This is a genomic window from Rhizomicrobium palustre, from assembly GCF_011761565.1.
In the GTDB taxonomy this organism is placed as follows: domain Bacteria; phylum Pseudomonadota; class Alphaproteobacteria; order Micropepsales; family Micropepsaceae; genus Rhizomicrobium; species Rhizomicrobium palustre.
Genome location: NZ_JAASRM010000001.1, coordinates 4,037,194 through 4,058,417 on the forward strand (window position 1 = coordinate 4,037,194; position 21,224 = coordinate 4,058,417).

General features: G+C 60.5%; 16 protein-coding genes and 3 tRNA genes. 4 read left to right on the plus strand and 15 right to left on the minus strand.

The window, feature by feature from the left end:
• The first annotated feature begins 204 nt into the window (after positions 1-204).
• A complete protein-coding gene (locus FHS83_RS18130) occupies positions 205-2,253 on the plus strand; it encodes a S46 family peptidase (RefSeq protein ID WP_167084725.1) in 2,049 nt (682 codons plus the stop codon).
• Between the two features lie 53 nt (positions 2,254-2,306).
• On the opposite strand, the gene FHS83_RS18135 is transcribed toward FHS83_RS18130, so the two are convergent.
• The 13 genes from FHS83_RS18135 to FHS83_RS18195 all read right to left on the minus strand — a co-directional run bounded on the left by FHS83_RS18135 (position 2,307) and on the right by FHS83_RS18195 (position 16,575).
• Complete coding sequence (locus FHS83_RS18135; protein WP_167084727.1) at positions 2,307-2,792, minus strand: HXXEE domain-containing protein; 486 nt, start codon at positions 2,790-2,792, stop codon at positions 2,307-2,309.
• A gap of 125 nt (positions 2,793-2,917) precedes the next feature.
• Complete coding sequence (gene rpoC, locus FHS83_RS18140) at positions 2,918-7,135, minus strand: DNA-directed RNA polymerase subunit beta' (protein ID WP_167084729.1); 4,218 nt, start codon at positions 7,133-7,135, stop codon at positions 2,918-2,920.
• Between the two features lie 130 nt (positions 7,136-7,265).
• Positions 7,266-11,351 (minus strand): DNA-directed RNA polymerase subunit beta, encoded by a 4,086-nt coding sequence (rpoB, locus tag FHS83_RS18145; protein ID WP_167084731.1) that lies wholly within the window; start codon positions 11,349-11,351, stop codon positions 7,266-7,268.
• Between the two features lie 189 nt (positions 11,352-11,540).
• Positions 11,541-11,915 carry a 50S ribosomal protein L7/L12 gene (gene rplL / locus FHS83_RS18150; protein WP_167084733.1) on the minus strand — a complete coding sequence of 125 codons (375 nt, stop codon included), beginning with the start codon at positions 11,913-11,915 and terminating at the stop codon, positions 11,541-11,543.
• A gap of 51 nt (positions 11,916-11,966) precedes the next feature.
• Positions 11,967-12,536, minus strand: a complete 570-nt coding sequence (gene rplJ / locus FHS83_RS18155) for a 50S ribosomal protein L10 (RefSeq protein WP_425061532.1) — start codon at positions 12,534-12,536, stop codon at positions 11,967-11,969.
• Positions 12,537-12,751: 215 nt separating this feature from the next.
• Positions 12,752-13,462 (minus strand): 50S ribosomal protein L1, encoded by a 711-nt coding sequence (rplA, locus tag FHS83_RS18160; RefSeq protein ID WP_167084737.1) that lies wholly within the window; start codon positions 13,460-13,462, stop codon positions 12,752-12,754.
• A gap of 6 nt (positions 13,463-13,468) precedes the next feature.
• Positions 13,469-13,897, minus strand: coding sequence for a 50S ribosomal protein L11 (gene rplK / locus FHS83_RS18165; protein ID WP_167084739.1), 429 nt, complete (start codon positions 13,895-13,897; stop codon positions 13,469-13,471).
• Between the two features lie 151 nt (positions 13,898-14,048).
• Positions 14,049-14,582 (minus strand): transcription termination/antitermination protein NusG, encoded by a 534-nt coding sequence (gene nusG, locus FHS83_RS18170; RefSeq protein WP_425061533.1) that lies wholly within the window; start codon positions 14,580-14,582, stop codon positions 14,049-14,051.
• Between the two features lie 61 nt (positions 14,583-14,643).
• Entirely contained in the window at positions 14,644-14,898 is a 255-nt protein-coding gene (gene secE / locus FHS83_RS18175) for a preprotein translocase subunit SecE (RefSeq protein ID WP_167084743.1), read from the minus strand.
• A gap of 20 nt (positions 14,899-14,918) precedes the next feature.
• Positions 14,919-14,994: transfer RNA gene (locus FHS83_RS18180), tRNA-Trp, on the minus strand.
• Between the two features lie 43 nt (positions 14,995-15,037).
• Complete coding sequence (gene tuf, locus FHS83_RS18185; protein ID WP_167084745.1) at positions 15,038-16,228, minus strand: elongation factor Tu; 1,191 nt, start codon at positions 16,226-16,228, stop codon at positions 15,038-15,040.
• A gap of 110 nt (positions 16,229-16,338) precedes the next feature.
• Positions 16,339-16,412 (minus strand) — tRNA-Gly (locus tag FHS83_RS18190).
• 78 nt (positions 16,413-16,490) lie between these two features.
• Positions 16,491-16,575, minus strand: a tRNA-Tyr gene (locus FHS83_RS18195).
• Positions 16,576-17,014: 439 nt separating this feature from the next.
• Between FHS83_RS18195 and rlmB the strand changes: the two genes are divergently transcribed.
• Positions 17,015-17,947 carry a 23S rRNA (guanosine(2251)-2'-O)-methyltransferase RlmB gene (gene rlmB, locus FHS83_RS18200; RefSeq protein WP_167084747.1) on the plus strand — a complete coding sequence of 311 codons (933 nt, stop codon included), beginning with the start codon at positions 17,015-17,017 and terminating at the stop codon, positions 17,945-17,947.
• A 36-nt stretch (positions 17,948-17,983) separates the two neighbouring features.
• On the opposite strand, the gene FHS83_RS18205 is transcribed toward rlmB, so the two are convergent.
• A complete protein-coding gene (locus tag FHS83_RS18205) occupies positions 17,984-19,123 on the minus strand; it encodes a L,D-transpeptidase (protein ID WP_167084749.1) in 1,140 nt (379 codons plus the stop codon).
• A gap of 99 nt (positions 19,124-19,222) precedes the next feature.
• On the opposite strand from FHS83_RS18205, the gene FHS83_RS18210 reads away from it, so the two are divergent.
• The gene (locus FHS83_RS18210; RefSeq protein ID WP_167084751.1) at positions 19,223-19,711 is read left to right on the plus strand and encodes a hypothetical protein; all 489 of its coding nucleotides are present in this window, start codon (positions 19,223-19,225) and stop codon (positions 19,709-19,711) included.
• Between the two features lie 3 nt (positions 19,712-19,714).
• Here the strand turns inward: FHS83_RS18210 and FHS83_RS18215 are convergent, their stop codons facing one another.
• Positions 19,715-20,623, minus strand: coding sequence for an EamA family transporter (locus tag FHS83_RS18215; RefSeq protein ID WP_167084753.1), 909 nt, complete (start codon positions 20,621-20,623; stop codon positions 19,715-19,717).
• A 150-nt stretch (positions 20,624-20,773) separates the two neighbouring features.
• On the opposite strand from FHS83_RS18215, the gene FHS83_RS18220 reads away from it, so the two are divergent.
• A complete protein-coding gene (locus FHS83_RS18220) occupies positions 20,774-21,214 on the plus strand; it encodes a YybH family protein (protein ID WP_167084755.1) in 441 nt (146 codons plus the stop codon).
• The last annotated feature ends 10 nt before the right edge of the window (positions 21,215-21,224 follow it).

Sequence of the window (21,224 nt, forward strand, 5' to 3'; positions counted from 1 at the left end):
TTTTTTTGCGCGCACCCGGCATCGAAGCCTAGCTATGCGGCACAGGCAGACCCGGCGTGGCGTCACAGCGGGCCAAAAAACTACGCCGCATGCCGCCATAATCCCAAACACCGCGAAAGCGTCGCAAGGCGGTGCGGCAATTCTCCCGGCTGAAACCAGACTCCACAATCGTACCGTGGGCTGACGATTTTCGGGTAACTGCCCATGAAAAGGTTCATTGCGCCCGCCGCCTTATTGCTCGCTTGTTCGCCTTCGCTGGCCGATGAAGGCATGTGGACGTTCGATAATTTTCCCGCCCAAACCGTTAAGGCCAAATACGGCGTGACCATTGACCAGAATTGGCGCGATACAGTGATGGCGGCATCCGCCAAGCTCGGTGCGGGCTGTTCGTCTTCGATCGTTTCACCTAACGGGTTGGTCCTGACCAACCATCATTGTGTGCGCTCCTGCATACAGGCCAATTCGACCGCCGTCGCCGATTACGTCCAAGACGGCTTTCTTCCGGCAAAGCGCGAAGACGAAAAACGCTGCCCCGGCATGGCCGTGGAAATCCTGACCTCCATCTCCGACGTCACCCAGGTGGTGAATGCCGCCACACAGGGCGCCGCCGAATATCTGAAGGCGCGCGAGGGCGCCATCGCGGCAATCGAAAAAGAGGCATGCGACAGCAAGGAGGCGCTACGCTGCCAAGTGACAGCGCTTTATCAGGGCGGCCAGTTCAAACTCTATACCTATCGCCGTTACAGCGATGTGCGGTTGGCCTTTGCTCCGGAAAAACGCATCGCCTTCTTCGGTGGCGATACCGACAATTTCACCTTTCCGCGCCACACCCTCGATTTCGCCCTGGTCCGCCTCTACGAAAACGATAAGCCCGTCAAAACGCCTCAGCATTTAAGGTGGTCGGCCGCCAATCCGGCGGTGAACGAGATCGCTTTCGTCTCCGGCAATCCCGCCTCGACATCGCGGCTGATGACGGTGAGCGAGCTTGAAGGCCTGCGCGATATCATCCTGCCCAATACCTTGCTAACTTTATCGGAACTGCGCGGCACCCTCACTCAATTCGGAACCGAAAGTCCCGACCATGCCCGTCAGATCAACAATTACCTTTTCGGCATCGAGAACAGATTCAAGGCTTATCGCGGCCGTTTCGACGCCTTGCTTGATCCTGTGATGATGGCGCGCAAACGCGCGGCTGAGGCCGACTTCAAGGCCAAGGTGAAGGCCAATACAGACCTCGCCGCCAGCATCGGCGATCCCTGGGCCGAACTTGAGAAGGTTCAGACGCAACGCCTCGCGCTCGAAAAGCCCTATCTCTGGCTGGAAGCTCGTGCGGGATATGATTCCGATTTGTTCGAGTATGCGCGTGCCATTGTGCGCGGCACCATTGAGCGCGAAAAACCGGAAAAGGAGCGCTTGCGCGAATTCAGCGATGCCCGGCTGGAAGGGCTAAAGAGCTTTCTTTCCCGCGAGCGCGTTTTTTATGCCGACCTTGATCGCGTGCTCCTCACCTTTTGGCTCTCCAAGCTGCGCGAAAACCTGACGCCTGGATCGCAGGCCGCCACGCTTTTCCTGGGCAAGGAGTCGCCGGAGAGTCTGGCGGGCAAGCTGATGCAGTCGCGGCTTGCGGATCCCGCTTATCGCAAGGCGCTATGGGAGGGCGGACGAAAAGCCGTGGATGCCAGCGACGATCCGATGATCCGCCTGGTGCTTCTCACCGATGCGGCCTCGCGCGCCGCCCGCAAAACGTATGAAGACCAGATCACAGCTCCGACCGAACGCGCTGAAGAAAAAATCGCCAAGGCGCGTTTTGCGATCTATGGGACAAGCGATTATCCGGACGCCACGCAGACCCCGCGCCTTTCCTATGGCGCCGTGGAGGGCTGGAATGAATTCGGCACAGAGATCGCGTCCTTCACCTATCTTCAGGGGCTTTATGCGCGGGCGACCGGCAAGACGCCTTACGTCCTTTCCGAACGCTGGAGCATGGCCGAGAAAAAGCTGCGCCCGGGCGTCGTTTTCAATTTCACGACCAGCAACGACGTCACCGGCGGCAATTCCGGCTCACCTGTCCTGAACGCCCGGCGCGAGGTGATCGGCGTGATCTTCGACGGCAATGCCGCAAGCCTGGGCGGGGATTATTGGTATGATGGACGGCGTAACCGTGCCATCGCGCTATCCACCGCCGCCATCACCGAAGCGCTGAAGACGGTCTACCACCAGGAAGCGCTGGTGAAGGAACTGATGGGCAAATAAGCGCCGGATCAGCTTGAACCGCGAAAGGCCCGCCGTCATTGGCGGGCTTTTTTTTAGAGCGCGAAATGAAACAAGCCCGCCCAGATAACAAAACCCATCAGCACCGCGCCAAGGCCTGTGCTGACAATAAATCCTGAGCGCGGCAGGACACCTTCTTTCCAGGCGATGAGGCCGATCACCATGGAGATCGGGTAATAGAGCAATGAAGCGGTGAACAGCCCCGGCGAATAGCGGTCAAAGGCAGCCGTGGTGACGAGGTGAAAGAGGAAATCCCAGAACAGATTGGCGCTGGCCCAGGTCATGAGAAGAAAGGCGCTGAGCGCGCTGGGACGAGCAGCCGCCCAAGCCGTCAGCGCCATCAATACCGCCATAAAGCCGGCATTATTCAGCAGAAAGACAGGCACATCCATACTGCCGCCCACCACCTCGCTCACCCAGCGGGCAAAGCCGCCAACAAATTCTTCACCGATATGCAAGGCGAAAGCAGCGGGCATAACCCAGATGATCCGCCGGAACGGCGGTAAGTTCATTTGCAGCATGGCAATCCCCCAATTCCCAGAACCGCAATGAAACCCAAGCGCGGGATTTTGCGCAAGACCTACTGCAGCCCAAAAGCAAAAGGGCCGGTGTTTCCACCGGCCCTTTGTTTGTCTGTGTACAGACCTTATTCCGCCGCAGCCTGCGGGGGTTCGGTCGGCTCCGTCGGCGGCTTGGGGCCTTCGAGCTGGGGCAGATCGGCGACCGGCTCCTGCTCCTGGATGACCTTGTCGCGTTCCTGAGCGATCTGGCGCAGACGCGCAACCGCGCCGCCCGTGCCCGCCGGAATGAGACGGCCGACGATGACGTTTTCCTTCAGGCCTTCCAGCGTATCGACCTTGCCGGCGACAGCCGCCTCGGTGAGCACGCGGGTAGTTTCCTGGAACGACGCCGCCGAGAACACCGAACGGGTCTGCAGCGAAGCCTTGGTGATGCCGAGCAGCACCGGACGGCCCACCGCGGGACGGCCGTTGTTGTCGAGCGCCTTCTTGTTGGCTTCATCCAGTTCCAGAAGATCGCACTGTTCGCCGGCGAGCAGCGTGGTGTCGCCGCCGTCGATGATCTCAAGCTTCTGCATCATCTGACGGCAGATGACTTCGATGTGCTTGTCGTTGATCTTCACGCCCTGGAGCCGGTAGACGTCCTGGATTTCCTTGACGAGGTAGTTCGTCAGTTCTTCCACGCCCTTGATGCGCAGGATGTCATGCGGCGAGGGGTTGCCCTCGACGATGTAGTCACCCTTCTCGACATAGTCGCCCTCGCGGACGCTGATGTGCTTGCCCTTGGGGATCAAGAACTCGACCGGATCAAGCTTGTCGTTCTTCGGCTTGATGATGACGCGGCGCTTGTTCTTGTAGTCCTTGCCGAACTCGATGTAGCCGTCGACTTCCGCCAGCACCGCCGACTCTTTCGGCTTGCGGGCTTCGAAGAGTTCGGCCACGCGCGGCAGACCGCCGGTGATGTCGCGGGTCTTGGCGCCTTCGGTCGGCAAACGTGCGAGCACGTCACCGGCACGAACCGTCGAGCCATCTTCCACCGACAGAATGGCGTCCATCGACAAGGGATAGCGGGCATCACCCACATTCGGCACGTTGATGACTTTGCCATCCTTGTCGACCACGACGATCGAGGGACGCAGCTCCTGAGACTTGGAACCCGAGCCGCGGGCATCGATCACGACGCGATTGGTCACGCCGGTCTTTTCGTCCGACACTTCGCGGAAGGTCACGCCCGACACGAGGTCTTCGAAACGGACGATACCGTCGGTATCGGTCATCACCGGAACCGCATTCGGGTTCCATTCGGCGAGGCGATCACCGCGCTTCACGACCGAACCGTCATCGACCTTCAGACGCGCACCGTAGATCACGCGATACGTGGCCCGCTCCGCACCCTTCGGATCCAAAATCTGGATCTGCAGGTTACGGCCCATCGCCACCAACTCGCCTTCGGAGTTTTTGACGACGTTGCGATTGAGGATCTTGATCGTACCGTCATAGGACGCTTCCGACTTCGACGAACCGGCAACCTGCGCCGCGCCGCCGATGTGGAAGGTACGCATGGTGAGCTGGGTGCCCGGCTCGCCGATCGACTGGGCGGCAATAACGCCAACCGCTTCGCCGATGTTGACCGGGGTACCGCGGGCCAGATCGCGGCCATAGCACTTGCCGCAGACGCCGTCCTTGAGCTCGCAACCCAGAACCGAACGCACGCGCACCTTCTGGACATGCGCCGCTTCGATCTGCTCGGCGATGTTCTCGGTGATCTCGTTGCCGGCTTCGATGATGACTTCGCCGGTATCGGGATTGGTAACGTCTTCCGCAGCCGTGCGGCCGAGGATGCGTTCCGTCAGCGAGGCGACGACCGTGCCACCATCGATTTCAGCCTGGACGTTGACACCATGCTTGGTGCCGCAATCTTCGGCCGTGATGATGCAGTCGTTGGCCACGTCGACGAGACGACGGGTCAGGTAACCCGAGTTGGCGGTCTTCAAGGCGGTGTCGGCCAGCCCCTTACGGGCACCGTGGGTCGAGTTGAAGTACTCGAGAACGGTGAGGCCTTCCTTGAAGTTCGACAGGATCGGCGTTTCGATGATCGAGCCGTCTGGACGCGCCATGAGGCCGCGCATACCAGCAAGCTGCTTCATCTGCTGTGGTGACCCGCGCGCGCCCGAGTGGCTCATCATGTAAATGGAGTTCATCTCCTCCGTACGGCCCGTTTCCGGATCGATGCGGGGCTCGGAGATTTCCTTCATCATTTCGGCGGCGACCTGATCGGTACACTTGGACCAGGCATCGACGACGAGGTTGTACTTTTCCTTATCGGTGGTCAGACCGTCGAGGTACTGCTGCTCGTATTCCTTGACCTTGTGACGGGTCTCTTCGATCAGCTTTTCCTTCGTATCCGGCACGACCATGTCGTCCTTGCCGAAGGAGATACCCGCCTTGCAGGCTTCGCGATAGCCAAGGCCCATGATGCCGTCCGCGAACAGCACCGTCTCCTTCTGACCGCAGTGACGATAGACCTCGTCGATGACCTGAGACACTTCCTGCTTACGCAGGAGGCGGTTGATCAGCGAGAACGGGATCTTGGGATGACGCGGCAGATGTTCCGCGATCATCAGGCGGCCCGGGGTGGTCTCAACGCGCAGGGTTACCGGCTTGTTGTTCTCATCGACGGTGTGATAGCGCGCCTTGATCTTGGTATGCAGCGTGATGACGTTCGAGAACAACGCGTGCTCGATCTCGCCCATGTCGTTGAAGGCAAGACCTTCGCCGGGCTCCTTCGCACGTTCCTGGGAGATGTAATACAGGCCCAGAACGATGTCCTGCGTCGGCACGATGATCGGCTTGCCGTTGGCAGGCGACAGGATGTTGTTGGTCGACATCATCAAGACGCGCGCTTCCAGCTGCGCTTCGAGCGACAGCGGGACGTGCACGGCCATTTGGTCACCGTCGAAGTCCGCGTTGAAGGCGGTGCAAACGAGCGGATGCAGCTGGATCGCCTTGCCTTCGATCAGCACCGGTTCGAAGGCCTGAATGCCCAAGCGGTGCAGCGTCGGGGCGCGGTTCAGCATCACCGGATGCTCGCGGATGACCTCTTCGAGGATATCCCAAACTTCCGGCTTTTCCTTCTCCACCAGCTTCTTGGACTGCTTGACGGTCTGGCTGAAGCCCTTGGCTTCCAGGCGCGAATAGATGAACGGCTTGAACAGCTCGAGCGCCATCTTCTTCGGCAGGCCGCACTGATGCAGCTTCAGTTCCGGACCGACGGTGATCACCGAACGGCCGGAATAGTCGACGCGCTTGCCGAGCAGGTTCTGACGGAAGCGGCCCTGCTTGCCCTTCAGCATGTCGGCGAGCGACTTCAGCGGGCGCTTGTTGGCCCCCGTGATGACGCGGCCGCGGCGGCCGTTGTCGAACAACGCATCCACGGATTCTTGCAGCATGCGCTTTTCGTTGCGCACGATGATGTCCGGGGCCTTGAGCTCGATCAGGCGCTTCAGGCGGTTGTTACGGTTGATGACGCGGCGATAGAGGTCGTTCAAATCCGACGTCGCGAAGCGACCGCCATCGAGCGGCACCAACGGGCGCAGTTCCGGCGGGATGACCGGGATCACGGTCATGATCATCCATTCCGGGCGATTGCCGGAATCGATGAAGGCTTCCACGACCTTCAGGCGCTTCACCAGCTTCTTGGGCTTCTCACCGCCGTTGCAGGTGGCGATTTCAGCGCGCAGATCTTCGGCGAGCTTCGGCAGGTCGATCGCCTGCAACAGGGTGCGGATAGCTTCGGCGCCGATCATGGCGGTGAAGCTGTCGTTCCCGTATTCGTCCTGAGACTTATAGAACTCGTCTTCGGTCAGGAGCTGGCGCTCTTTCAGCGGCGTCAGGCCCGGCTCGATCACGACGTAGTTTTCGAAATACAGGATGCGCTCCAGGTCCTTCAGCGTCATGTCGAGCATGAGGCCGATACGGGACGGAAGCGACTTCAGGAACCAGATGTGGGCAACCGGCGAGGCCAATTCGATATGGCCCATGCGGTCGCGGCGCACCTTCTGCACCGTCACTTCGACACCGCACTTTTCGCACACGATGCCCTTGTACTTCATGCGCTTGTACTTGCCGCACAAGCATTCGTAGTCCTTCACCGGCCCGAAAATACGGGCGCAGAACAGGCCGTCGCGTTCCGGCTTGAAGGTACGGTAGTTGATCGTCTCCGGCTTTTTGATCTCGCCGTGGCTCCAGCGAAGGATCTGGTCGGGGCTCGCCAGCGAAATCTTGATCCGGTCGAAGGTGGGGACCTCCTTGCCGGCCGAAAAGACGTTCATCAGCTCTTGGTTCATTTCGACTCTCTTTCGAGTTCGCGTCGTTCTTTATCGTCGCCGCCCTCACCCATCGATTGGCCCCGGGCGAAGGCTCTCACCAGGTATCCTCGCGCCGGGCTTTCCGAGGCGCGAGGACCCTCACAAACGGTTATCCGTTCACCAGCTCGACATTGAGCCCCAGCGAACGCATTTCCTTGACGAGCACGTTGAAGCTTTCGGGGATACCGGCTTCGAAGGTGTCTTCGCCACGGACGATGGCTTCATAGACCTTGGTACGGCCAGCCACGTCGTCCGATTTCACCGTCAGGATTTCCTGCAAGGTGTAAGCGGCGCCGTAGGCTTCCAAGGCCCACACTTCCATTTCACCGAAGCGCTGGCCGCCGAACTGGGCCTTACCGCCCAGCGGCTGCTGGGTAACAAGGCTGTACGGACCGATCGAACGGGCATGGATCTTGTCGTCGACCAGGTGGTGCAGCTTCAGCATGTAGATGTAGCCGACCGTGACCTTGCGCTTGAAAGATTCACCGGTACGACCGTCGTAGAGGGTCGACTGGCCACTCTCATGCAAGCCCGCCTGCTGGAGCATATCGACAATGTCGGGCTCCTTGGCGCCGTCGAACACCGGGGTGGCGATCGGAACGCCGAAGCGCAGGTTTTCCGACATGTCGGCCAAACCTTGATCGTCCAACTCGTTGAGACGTTCGTCGTTGTTGTAGATCGTCTTGAGCTGGCGACGCAGCGGCTCGAATTTGCCGTCGCGCTTCACGCGATCCAGCGTCTCACCGATCTTCTTGCCCATGCCGGCGCAAGCCCAGCCAAGGTGGGTCTCGAGAATCTGACCGACGTTCATGCGCGACGGCACGCCCAACGGGTTCAGCACGAGATCGACCGACGTACCATCTTCCAGATACGGCATGTCTTCCACCGGCAGGATGCGCGAGATCACGCCCTTGTTGCCGTGACGGCCGGCCATCTTATCGCCCGGCTGCAGCTTACGCTTCACGGCGACGAAGACCTTGACCATCTTCATCACGCCCGGCCCAAGCTCATCGCCGCGACGCAGCTTTTCGACCTTATCGGCGAAGCGCTTGTCGAGGAGCGACTTGGAGTCGTCGTATTGCTTACGCAGGCCTTCGATCTCGGCCATCGCCTTTTCGTTCGACAGGCCGATCTGCCACCACTGATGACGCGGGATGGTGTCGAGCACTTCCTGCGTGATCTTGGAGTCAGGGGCCATGCCGCGCGGGCCGGACGCCGCGTTCTTGTCGCGCAGGATCTCTGCAAACCGGGCAAAGATATTGCGTTCCAGGATCGCAAGTTCGTCGTCACGGTCTTCGGCGAGACGTTCTTCTTCGGCCCGTTCAATCGCCAGCGCGCGCTGGTCCTTGTCGACGCCGTGGCGGTTGAAGACGCGCACTTCGACGATGGTGCCCGTGACGCCCGGCGGAACGCGCAGGGAGGTGTCACGCACGTCGGCGGCCTTTTCACCGAAGATGGCGCGCAGGAGCTTCTCTTCCGGCGTCATCGGGGTTTCGCCCTTCGGCGTCACCTTGCCCACCAGAATGTCGCCCGCGTTCACCTCGGCACCGATGTAGACGATACCGGCTTCGTCGAGGTTCTTGAGGTTTTCTTCGCCGACATTCGGGATGTCGCGCGTGATTTCCTCAGGGCCCAACTTGGTATCGCGAGCGGCGATTTCGAATTCCTCGATGTGGATCGAGGTGAACACGTCATCGCGCACGATGCGCTCGGAGATCAGGATGGAGTCTTCGTAGTTGTAACCATTCCACGGCATGAAGGCGACGAGCGCGTTCTTGCCGAGGGCGAGATCACCAAGCTCCGTGGACGGACCATCCGCGACGATGTCACCCTTCTGCACCCGGTCGCCGACCTTCACGAGCGGCTTCTGGGTGATGCAGGTGGACTGGTTGGAGCGCTGGAACTTCTTCAAGCGATAGATGTCGATGCCCGGCTTGGTCGGATCGGGCTCTTCGGTCGCACGGATGACGATACGGGTGGCATCCACCTGATCGACAACGCCCGGCCGGCGAGCGGCGATGGCCGAACCAGAGTCACGCGCCACGACGTCTTCCAGACCGGTACCCACGAGCGGGGCTTCCGGCTGCAGAAGCGGCACGGCCTGGCGCTGCATGTTCGCACCCATGAGCGCGCGGTTGGCGTCGTCGTTCTCAAGGAACGGCACGAGCGCCGCGGCGACGGACACGAGCTGCTTCGGCGACACGTCGATGAAATCGACCTGGTCAGGGGTGGTCATCACATAGTCGCCATGCTTGCGGCAGGAGACCAATTCATCGGTGATGCGGCCACGGCTGTCGATCTGCGCGTTGGCCTGGGCGATCATGTACTTCGCCTCTTCCATCGCCGACAGATACACGACCTCGTTCGTCACATGCTTGTTGTGCACGCGGCGATAGGGGCTCTCGATGAAGCCGTACTTGTTCACGCGGGCATAAGTCGCCAGCGAGTTGATCAGACCGATGTTCGGACCTTCCGGCGTTTCGATCGGGCAGATACGGCCATAATGGGTCGGATGCACGTCGCGCACTTCGAAGCCTGCGCGCTCGCGGGTCAAGCCGCCCGGTCCAAGGGCCGACATGCGGCGCTTGTGGGTGACTTCCGACAGCGGGTTGGTCTGGTCCATGAACTGGCTGAGCTGCGAGGAGCCGAAGAATTCGCGCACCGCAGCGGCGACCGGCTTCGCATTGATCAGATCATGGGGCATGACGGTGTCGATATCGACGGCGCTCATGCGTTCCTTGATGGCGCGTTCCATGCGGAGCAAGCCAATGCGGAACTGGTTTTCCATCAACTCGCCGACCGAACGGACACGGCGGTTGCCGAGGTTGTCGATGTCGTCGATTTCGCCGCGGCCGTCGCGCAGTTCCGCGAGGGCTTTGACGATCGCCAGGATGTCTTCCTTGCGCAGGACGCGCATCGTATCGGGCGCATCCAGCGTCAGGCGCAGGTTCATCTTCACGCGGCCGACCGCCGAGAGGTCATAGCGCTCGGAGTCGAAGAAGAGCTGGCCGAACAGGGTTTCCGCCGTATCGAGCGTCGGCGGTTCGCCAGGGCGCATGACGCGGTAGATGTCGATCAGGGCCTGCTCACGGCTGTGGTTCTTATCCACCGCCATGGTATTGCGGATATAGGCGCCAGTGGTGATGCCGTCGACATTGATGACTTCGATCTCGTCGAAGCCGGCTTCCGCCAGGGTGTCGAGGCCAGCCGTGGTCAACTCCTCGCCCGCTTCGACGAAGATTTCACCGGTTTCCGGGTTGACCATATCGAGCGCGGAATAGCGGCCCAGGAGTTCCTCGACGCCAAGGGCAATCCCCTTGATGCCGTCTTCCTGCCACTTCTTCAGGGCGCGGGCGCCGACTTTGCCGCCAGCTTCCACCAGGACCTCACCGGTCTTGGCGTTCTTCCACTCGCTGTTGGTCTTGACGTTGCGCATCCACGCAGCATCGACCGGCGTGACGAAGCTGCCGTCCTTCTGACGCTTGTAGGGGATCTTCTTATAGAAGTAGTCGAGGATCTGCTCCTGATCGAGGCCGAGCGCATAGAGCAGCGTCGTGACCGGCAGCTTGCGGCGGCGGTCGATACGGACGTGCACGATGTCCTTGGCGTCGAATTCAAAATCCAGCCAGCTACCGCGATAGGGAATGACGCGGGCGGCGAACAGAAGCTTACCCGAGGAATGGGTCTTGCCCTTGTCGTGGTCGAAGAAGACGCCCGGCGAGCGGTGCATCTGGCTGACGATCACGCGCTCCGTGCCGTTGACGACAAAGGTGCCGTTTTCGGTCATGAAGGGAACGTCGCCCATATAGACGTCTTGTTCCTTGATGTCCTTCACCGACTTGGCGCCGGTTTCCTGGTCCACATCGAACACGATGAGGCGGAGCGTCACCTTGAGGGGCGCCGCGTAGGTCATCGAGCGCTGCTGGCACTCTTCGACGTCGTATTTGGGCTCTTCGAAGTAATAGTCCACGTATTCCAGGCGCGAAACTTCCTGGAAATCCTGGATCGGGAACACCGAGGAGAAGACTGCCTGCAAGCCTTCATCCAGGCGGGAATTATCCGCCTGTTTGTCGACTTGGAGGAACTGGTCATAGGAGGTCTTTTGAACCTCGATGAGATTGGGCATTTCCGCCACTTCGACCATCTTGCCGAAGTATTTGCGAAGCCGCTTACGACCCGTAAATGAAAGTGCCATCCCGCCGATCCTTATCGTCCGTAGAACCCGACAAACCGTCTGAACAACCCGGCACTAGGCTAAGCCACTGGCCGGATTGACCATTAAAGCGAAAATCACCGCCTCTTCCGGGGCGGTTCCCCGTCCCGGAAGAGCAGTGTTGGTATGAAATATGCACGCGCCTGCGGTTTTTCAACCCGCCGCGCCTCCTTACTTCAACTCGACCTTCGCGCCAGCGTCTTCGAGCTGCTTCTTGATCTTCGCCGCTTCGTCCTTGCTGACATCGGCCTTCACTTCCTTCGGGGCGCCTTCGACGAGGTCTTTGGCTTCCTTCAGGCCCAGGCCGGTGATCGCACGGATTTCCTTAATCACGTTGATCTTCTTGTCGCCAGCGTCAGCCAGGACGACGGTGAACTCGGTCTTCTCAGCAGCCGGAGCAGCGGCAGCAGCAGCGGCCGGAGCAGCAGCAGCAACCGGAGCAGCAGCGGAGACGCCCCACTTCTCTTCCAGGGCCTTCGCGAGTTCAGCCGCCTCGAGGACGGTCAGAGCGGACAGGTCATTGACCAACTGTTCGATATTCGCCATTTCGATATTCCTTCGTGTATTTCGGGTTTGAATGTTGATGTCGGTTGTCGCTTACGCGGCTTCGTCTTTTTTCGAGTACGCGCTGATGACTCGAGCCAACTGACCGGCGGGGGCCGCAAGGACACCCGCAATCTTGGTGGCCGGAGCCTGAATGAGGCCGATAAGTTTGCCTCTCAGCTCGTCGAGCGACGGCAGGGTCGCCAGGGCTTCAACACCCTTGGCATCCAGAGCCGACGCGCCCACCGATCCGCCCAGAACCACCAGTTTGGCGTTGTCCTTGGCATAAGACGTCAGCACCTTCGCAGCCGCGACCGGGTCCTTGCTGAACGCAATACCGGTGGGGCCTTTGAAAAGCGGGCTGATGCCTTCGATCGGCGTACCCTGAAGCGCACGCATGGCCAGACGGTTCTTTGCAACCTTGAACGTGACTCCCGCATCGGCAGCGCGCTTGCGGAGGTCAGACAGGTTCTTCACCGTCAGACCGGTATAGTGGGCGACAACCACGGAGCCGGACTCCGCGAAGACGCCTTTCAGCTCTTCGACGACTTCCGCCTTCTTGGCTTTCTCCACTGTGCTCTCCTTCTTGGGATTCACCCGTCTACAGACGGATAACCCCAGCACAACCAGCACATGTGACGTTCCATGCACTGCCCTGTTGCTCAAGCCTGCCCCAGGGTTCAAACCCGAACCCCGTCTGCGCTGGGAAATTTAAGCTCGGTTTGGGCCTTTCGGCTTACTTTGGAGCCCCAACGGTCTCGGACAGGTTTTCCGGTGAACGTCCACCGGAAAGCACTAACGAGGGCGGAGCCTTAAGCCCCTGCCCTCGCAAAACTCAATTACGCGTCTGCGTTGCCGGCGTTGACCGACGGCAGAGAGATGCGCACGCCCAGGCCCATGGTGGAGCTGAGCGAAACTTTCTTCACATAGGTGCCCTTGGCGCCCGCGGGCTTCGCCTTCACGACGCTGTCGACGAACGCCTTGATGTTCGCAATGATCGCATCTTCGGTGAAGCTCGCCTTGCCAACGCCAGCCTGAACGATACCGGCCTTCTCGACGCGGAATTCCACGGCGCCGCCCTTGGCATCCTTCACGGCCGTCTTCACATCCATGGTCACGGTGCCGACCTTCGGGTTCGGCATCAGGCCGCGCGGGCCCAGCACCTTACCGAGACGGCCGACGACACCCATCATGTCCGGGGTCGCGATGCAGCGGTCGAAGTTGATTTCGCCCTTCTGCACGGCTTCCGCCAGATCATCCGCACCGACGATATCGGCGCCAGCGGCCTTGGCTTCATCAGCCTTCGGGCCCTTGGCGAACACGGCAACGCGCAGCGTGCGGCCGGTGCCTGACGGCAGGTTGACGACGCCGCGGACCATCTGGTCGGCATGGCGGGGATCAACGCCCAGGTTCATCGCGATTTCGATGGTCTCATCGAACTTCGCCGTGGCGCGCGACTTGATCAGCTTCACAGCTTCATCAACCGCATAGGCCTTGTTCAGGTCAACGCCTTCGACAACTTTCTTATAACGCTTGGAGATCTTCGCCATCGTTCTTTACTCCACAACCCGGATGCCCATCGAACGCGCCGAACCCTCGATGAGGAGCATGGCGTTGTCGATGTCGTTGGCGTTGAGATCCTTGAACTTGGCTTCCGCGATCTGGCGGACCTGTTCTTTGGTCACGGTACCGACGAAATCACGGCCCGGAGCCTTCGAACCACCCTGCAGCTTCGCAGCCTTCTTGAGATAGTAAGAGGCCGGCGGGGTGCGCATTTCGAAGGTGAAGGACTTATCCGAGAACGCGGTGATGGTCACCGGAATCGGAACGCCCTTTTCCTGATCCTGCGTTTTGGCGTTGAACGCCTTGCAGAATTCCATGATGTTCAGGCCGCGCTGACCGAGCGCGGGACCAATCGGCGGCGACGGGTTGGCAGAGCCAGCCGGCACCTGAAGTTTAATATAACCGACAATCTTTTTTGCCACTGTATCACCGCCTCCTTAGCGGTTTGCGGTTCTGCCGGGGCTGGCTGCCCCTCCCGCTTCAAAAGCGCTGCGAGGGCGAACCCTCTTGCGCGTTACGTCACCAGAATTTGGCCTTTCGCCCTTACGGCTTCCGGCTGTGGACTGGCGCCACTTAAAGCTTCTCGACCTGCGAGAATTCGAGTTCCACCGGAGTGGCACGGCCAAAGATGGACACCGCCACCTTGAGACGCGAACGATCCTGATCGACCTCTTCCACCGTGCCGTTGAAGGAGGTGAAGGGGCCATCGGCCACGCGCACCTGCTCGCCAACCTCGAAGGACACCGTCGTCTTCGGACGCTCGGTCGAATCCGTGACCTGGTTCAGAATGCGATCCACTTCGCCCTGGCGCAGCGGCATCGGCTTATTGTTCTGGCCAAGGAAGCCGGTCACCTTCGGCACATTCTTGATCAGATGGTAGGCTTCGTCCGTCAGACGCGCGCGAACCAGGACATAGCCCGGCAGGAACTTGCGTTCGGCATTGACCTTCTGGCCACGGCGCACTTCGACCACATCTTCGGTCGGAACCATGACTTCTTCGATGAGATCGGACAGACCCAGCTGCTGGGCCTGACGCTTGATCTCCTCCGACACCTTCTTCTCGAAGTTCGAGTAGGTGTGGACGATATACCACTTTGCGTCCGACATGGTCCCTGCTTCGCTCATCAATCTAACCTTCGGCAAACCTTAGCCGTCAAAGAAACGGCTATTAGCCCGCGGCGCCGATCAGAAGGCGTTCGCCCCAGGCGAGCACCGTGTCGACGACAAAAAAGAACACCACCGTCAAAGCCACCATGATGAAGACCATGATGGTCGTCAGATAGGTCTCCTTCCAAGTCGGCCAGGTGACCTTTTTCATTTCGCGGACGGTTTCGCTGTAAAACGAAACCAAGCCGCCGCGACGACGCGCGGGCGCCGGGAGCGAGCCCCCCTCTTCCGTCGTCTTCTTCGTCGCTTCAGCCATTTTCGTCCTATCGAAAAAAGTGGCAGGAGTGGAAGGATTCGAACCCTCGGCCTACGGTTTTGGAGACCGCCGCTCTACCAGCTGAGCTACACTCCTGCATGCAAGACCGGCCCTGGTGAGCCGGTCCCGTATTCACATATTACTTAATGATCTTGGAGACGACGCCCGAGCCGACGGTACGGCCGCCTTCGCGGATAGCGAAGCGCAGCTTTTCTTCCATCGCGATCGGAACGATCAGTTCAACTTCGATCGTCACGTTGTCACCCGGCATCACCATTTCGGTGCCTTCCGGCAGCTTCACAACACCGGTCACGTCGGTGGTGCGGAAATAGAACTGCGGGCGATAGTTCGTGAAGAACGGCGTATGACGGCCGCCTTCGTCCTTGTTCAGCACGTAGATACCTGCGGAGAACTGGGTGTGCGGGGTGATCGAACCCGGCTTCGCCAGAACCTGCCCGCGCTCCACGCCCGTACGATCAACGCCGCGCAGCAGCGCGCCGATGTTGTCGCCAGCCTGGCCCTGATCGAGCAGCTTGCGGAACATTTCAACGCCCGTGACGGTCGTCGAGGTCGTCGGACGGATGCCGATGATTTCGACAGTCTCGCCAACCTTCACCATGCCGCGTTCGACACGGCCGGTCACCACGGTGCCACGGCCGGAGATCGAGAACACGTCTTCGATCGGCATCAGGAACGGCTGGTCCAGCGGACGGGCCGGCTGCGGGATGTATTCGTCAACCGCCTTCATCAGGGCGAGGACCGCATCATGGCCGAGCTTGGCATCGCCATTCTCGAGCGCCACAAGCGCCGAACCGCGGATGATCGGAATATCGTCGCCCGGGAATTCGTAGGAAGACAGCAGCTCGCGCACTTCCATTTCCACGAGGTCGAGCAGTTCCGGATCGTCCACCATGTCGCACTTGTTCATGAACACGACCAGCGCCGGCACGCCAACCTGGCGCGCAAGCAGGATGTGCTCACGGGTCTGCGGCATCGGGCCGTCAGCAGCGGACACCACCAGGATCGCGCCGTCCATCTGCGCCGCACCGGTGATCATGTTCTTCACATAGTCAGCGTGGCCGGGGCAGTCGACGTGGGCATAGTGACGGCCTTCCGTCTCGTATTCCACGTGCGCCGTGTTGATGGTGATACCACGCGCCTTCTCTTCCGGCGCCTTGTCGATCTGGTCGTAGGCGGTGAAGTTCGCACGGCCAGCTTCCGCCAGCACCTTCGTGATCGCAGCCGTCAAAGACGTCTTGCCATGGTCCACATGGCCGATCGTCCCAATGTTGCAGTGCGGCTTCGTCCGCTCAAATTTGGCCTTCGCCATCGTTGTGCCCTTTTGCCTGTCCAGCCCGCGACCAGCGGGAAATTCGTCTCTATCGCACCGTCCCGCGCGGGCCATCAGCCTTTGCGGTACTACCTCCACCCGGCGGAAGTTGGAGCGGGTGAAGGGAATCGAACCCTCGTCATCAGCTTGGAAGGCTGTTGCTCTACCATTGAGCTACACCCGCCCGTCCGACTCCTTCTCGCCTACCCGCGCGCCCCTCGGCCCTTGGAACTACCCTTTAACTTAGCTCTTTTTGATTTGGTGGTGGTGGAGGTTGGACTCGAACCAACGAAGACGTAGTCAGCGGATTTACAGTCCGCCCCCTTTGCCGCTCGGGACACTCCACCATTTACAACCAAATCAAGGAGTTAAGCTCACTATTAGCGGCGGCGAAAACTCGCCCGCCCGCTTGGGTAGAACGTAAAGCATGCCTCCAGGAGTCGCGCTGCGGATTGGGGGTTATTCTTCAAACCCTTATGGGTGTCAATAGCCATCCTGCGCGGAAAGAACGGAAAATTGCCCTGCGCGATCAGGGTGGGCAAACCTGACACCGCCAGCCCCGAAAAACAAGGCGGGAAGAGACCTAACGGTAAACCTTCCGGCGATGTCGCCGGGCGCTACAGCGATAGAGCGGACGGATTTCTCTATTTTCGCGGGAGGTAGCCCCCACCCCGCCGCCCGAATCGAGCTCGTCAAGGGTGCGCGCACCCGGTCTGCCCCAGCCCCAGGGGGGAAACTGACATATTGGCCGGTTGCGCCCCGCGCGGCGGCGTCTATAAGGCGGAAATGGCAAAGCTTCCTCCCCGACCGAACTCGTCTGGCCGCCCGGCCGCCCCTGGCCGTCCGACTTCAGGCAAATCACGCGCCCCTGGCAAACCATTCGGCAAGCCGGGCGGTAAACCGGGTGGCAAGCCCGGCTTCAAACCGAATTTCTCGTCCTCTGGCGAAGGCCGGGGAGAATCGCGTGGCCGTGGCGAAAGCCGCCCCCGTTTCGAGGGTAAGCCCGAAGGCGGGCTTTGGCTCTATGGCCTGCATGCGGTCAAAGCCGCCCTCGCCAATTCGCGCCGCAAGGTGAAGCGCGCCGTGGTCACCGCCCGCGCGGCGGAGGAAATCGGCCCCAAGCTCTTGGGCCGGGTGCGCCATGAGATTGGCGATATGGATACGGTCAGCCGCATGCTGCCGCCCAATGCGGTGCATCAAGGCGTGGCGCTGCTCTGCGAGCCCCTGCCCCGCATCGATATCGAAGACGCCTTGCAGCCCTCCGAGCGCCGCCGAGTGGTGCTGGTGCTGGACCAGATTTCCGATCCCCATAATGAAGGCGCCATCCTGCGCACCGCGGCTGCCTTTGGTGTCTCCGCCGTGGTGGTGCAGGACCGTCATTCGGCGCCGGAATCGGGCGCGCTGGCCAAAGCCGCCTCGGGCGCGCTCGACACCGTGCCCTTCGTGACGGTGGTCAATATCAGCCGCGCCTTGGAAGAGCTGCAGAAGCTTGGCTTCTGGCGTATCGCGCTGGCGGGCGATGGCGAAAACGCGCTGAAAGATGCGGTCGCCGATGAAGGTGATATCGCGCTGGTCTTAGGCTCGGAAGGCTCGGGCATCCGCCGCCTGGTGCGCGAGCATTGTGACGCCGCCGCCTATGTGCCGATCGAGAGCGCCATGGAGAGCCTGAACGTCTCCAACGCCGCCGCGATCGCGCTCTATGAGCTGCGGCGGAACTGAACGTGGATGGCCGGGTCAAACCCGGCCATGACGTTGCTAGAACAACGCCGCGACGAGATCGTCGCCGCCGGTATTCTCGATCATCACCAGCACCTTGTAGCCGTCCTGATATTGGATGTTTCCGGCCTGATCATGCATCAGCAGGCCTTCCGTCGACATAGTGGCGGTGCGCCGGTCATAGGCAAAACGCGGCGTCAGCCCGCGATACTTCGCCTTGATGAGACGAAAGAGAAGCTCGGCATTCTGCGGGTGCAGGCGGACACATCCGGCGCTGGCGCGCTTACCCAAAAGCTGGATGTCGTCGCCCACCGCCGAGTGAATGGCGAGGCCGGTCTGCAACCCGTCATGTTCCCAATTGAAGAACATCGCCCAAGGCATGGGATGGCCCCATTGCTGGGAGGTGTAGCGCTTGTACATGCGCTCGGGATCAAGCTGGAAAAAGCCGGTATTTGTATGCGTGCCTAACAGCTTGCCGGTCGGCCCCGCCACTATCGCTTCCTGCCCGGTGGAAACAGGAAAGCTATGGAGCAGCTTCATGTCCCCGCCCGGCTGCTTAGCGAAAACAAACATGCGCTGTTGCCAGGGCCCATAATTGGCCTTGCTGACAAAGAGGAAGAGCGAAAAATTCTCGTAGAGCTCGCGCGTCAGCCCGGTCTTGAGATGGGCGAGCACGCGCCCCACCTCTGCGGGGGATGGCGGGGTGGCATCCGGTGCGGGCATCAGCTCCGGTGTGGTCGCCTCCCCTTGCGCCAGCTGCATCTGCGGCATTTGCAGAGAAGGCGAAGGAGCCGCGGCGACGGGTGGCTTGGCCTCGGCTTTGGGAGCCGGCGGCGCCGCGGGTTTGGGTTCGATCTTGGCGATGTGAATCGGCTTGGCCGCGGGCGCGGCGGCCACTGGGGCTTTCGGAGCTGTCCAGGCCGCGATCTGGCGTTCGGCACGTAGCTTAGCCTCGCCCGCCGCCCAAACCGTGAAGGCCCAGCCGGGCTTCAGCGCCTGCTCATTGATGGTGATGGCGGTTTCGGTGAGGAATGGGCCGGTCTCTTCGGCGACCGATTTGGCGCCCACGGCCCAGGGCTGCTGCGCCTGCAAAGCAAGGCCGAAGCCGAACGCGGACGCGCCCAGCATATAGAGGACGCTGAGCGCCCTTAACCCCACCGTGGTTCCCCATTTCCACATAAAGGAAGAATTACCCGGAAAAACGCTGTTTGTCTCGCCAAACACAGACTGCCGTTAACAGATGTCAGGCCTGTTGCAGGAAGGCCGCCCGAATACAAATTGCGCGGGAAAGCTGGCCCGAAGATTGCGTTACCCCAACCTAAAGGCGCTGGCGCACCCGCCATTTCGCCAAAAGCGGCAAATCCCGCCGGGTTGGGACGGCAGGAAACTCCCTACGGCAAAATTTTCCGGGTGCGAAAGGCGCGCAGAAGAACGGGGAATAGCATGGTCGGCAGTATTGGCAGTTTTAACCCAGCAAGTTTCGCGGCGAGCTCTGCGCTCACGCGGAAACCGGCAAAACAGGCAGACGATCTTAGCGCCGCCGTAAGCCAGCCCGATGCGAAGGCCAGCTTCCGCGAATACATGAAGATGTCCCCGGCCGAGCGGATGGAAGAAAACTGGCTGAAATCGCATGGGCTGAGCAAGGAGAAGCTCGCCGCCATGTCGCCGGAAGAGCGCGACAAGGTCATGAAGCAGATGAAGGACGAGATCACGCAGGCCCTAAAGGAAAAGGCCGAAAAAGGCGCGATGGTCAACATTCAAGCCTAAGCTTCACTGCACCCCGGTCAGGAACACACCAAAGGTGACTACCACAGCGGCGGCGCCTTTGCGGATCAGGCTGGCGCGCGAAATATCCTCGCGCGCATAACGCGGCGCAAAAACGGTGAGCGCCGATCCTACCGCAAAAACAAACAGGGTTGTGGTGGAAGCGATGGCCGAGACCAAGGCCACCGGCGCCAGCAACGAGGCGTAGCGCACTGAAAGACCGCCGCCGAGATTGACGAGTTCGTTGGCCCCGCTGACGCCTAACAGGGCGCGTTTGTGGTCTCGGACCAGGGCAATGGCCTGATTGCGATAGCGTGCAAGACACAACAGGCCGATGCCGAACAGCGCCTCGCCGACAAAGGTCCAGAAGGTCGTGACCCAGAAATCGTCTTTCACGGCGTAGAATTTGAAGAGCACATTGGCGAGCGCCAAAATCGCGGTGCAGATCACCATGCCGAAGACGACGCGCGGCTTGAGGCCGGTGAATTTGAGATTTTCATCCAGCGAGACAAACAAAATCCCGCCGATGATCAGAATGGCCCCTGCCCCGGCCTTCAATGTGAGGGTTTCGCCGAGCATCGCCCAAGCAAGCAGAAAACTGAAAATGGTGACGAGCTGAAACAGCGGCGCCACGACGGAAGCTTCCTCGCCTTGTATGGCCCGCAAATAAAACAGCATGGCGGCGATATACATCACGCCGGAGGCCATCATGACGAGGATGGAGCTCCAGGACGCTGCGAATACACCTGGCACAAAGGCCCAGATGAACGGCAGCGTCACGACACCCATCAGCGCGGTAAACAGCATCAGCACCGCCGTGTCGGCATCGCGGAAGTAGCGGTCGACAAGATACTTATCGATATGGGTGGAGATGGCCCAAGAGACCGGGCCCAGGAATGCGAAGAGCAGCCACATACAAAGCTTCTAGACGCAAACAGGGGCCGAGGCGAGGCAGCCACTGGCATGGGGCGCGAGATTAGGCGGACAAAGCCTGTGCGTCCGCGCCGCATTGCATATAGTTCGACGTCGAACCATCCTATACCGAACAAACTGGAAGGGAACCCCATGTGGAAATCTATGATGCTCGCGGCAGTCATGGTCGGGCTAGCCGGTCCTGGTTGCGCGGAGGATGTCGGGACCAAAATCATCGCCATGGAGCGCGCCGCGCTGGACCGCTCGGATGGCGGCGACGCGCAAGGCTTTCTCGAGATTTCAGCGCCGGATGTTGTCTATATGGACCCGGCGCTTGAGGCCCCGTTGATCGGACTGCCCGCGCTCACCGCCTATTACGCCAAATTCCCCAGCGGCGGCGAACCGACCCCTGGCGTGATGTCCAACGCGCATGTGCAAGTTCTTGGCGATGTGGCTGTGCTGTCGTTCCACTATGTCTCCGCCGCCGGAACCAAGAAACAAAAGGTGTGGAACGCGACCGAAGTCTACCGCAAAACCGGTGCGGATTGGCGTATCGTCAACACGCATTGGTCTCTCACCGCCCCGATGATGTAGACCCTGGACT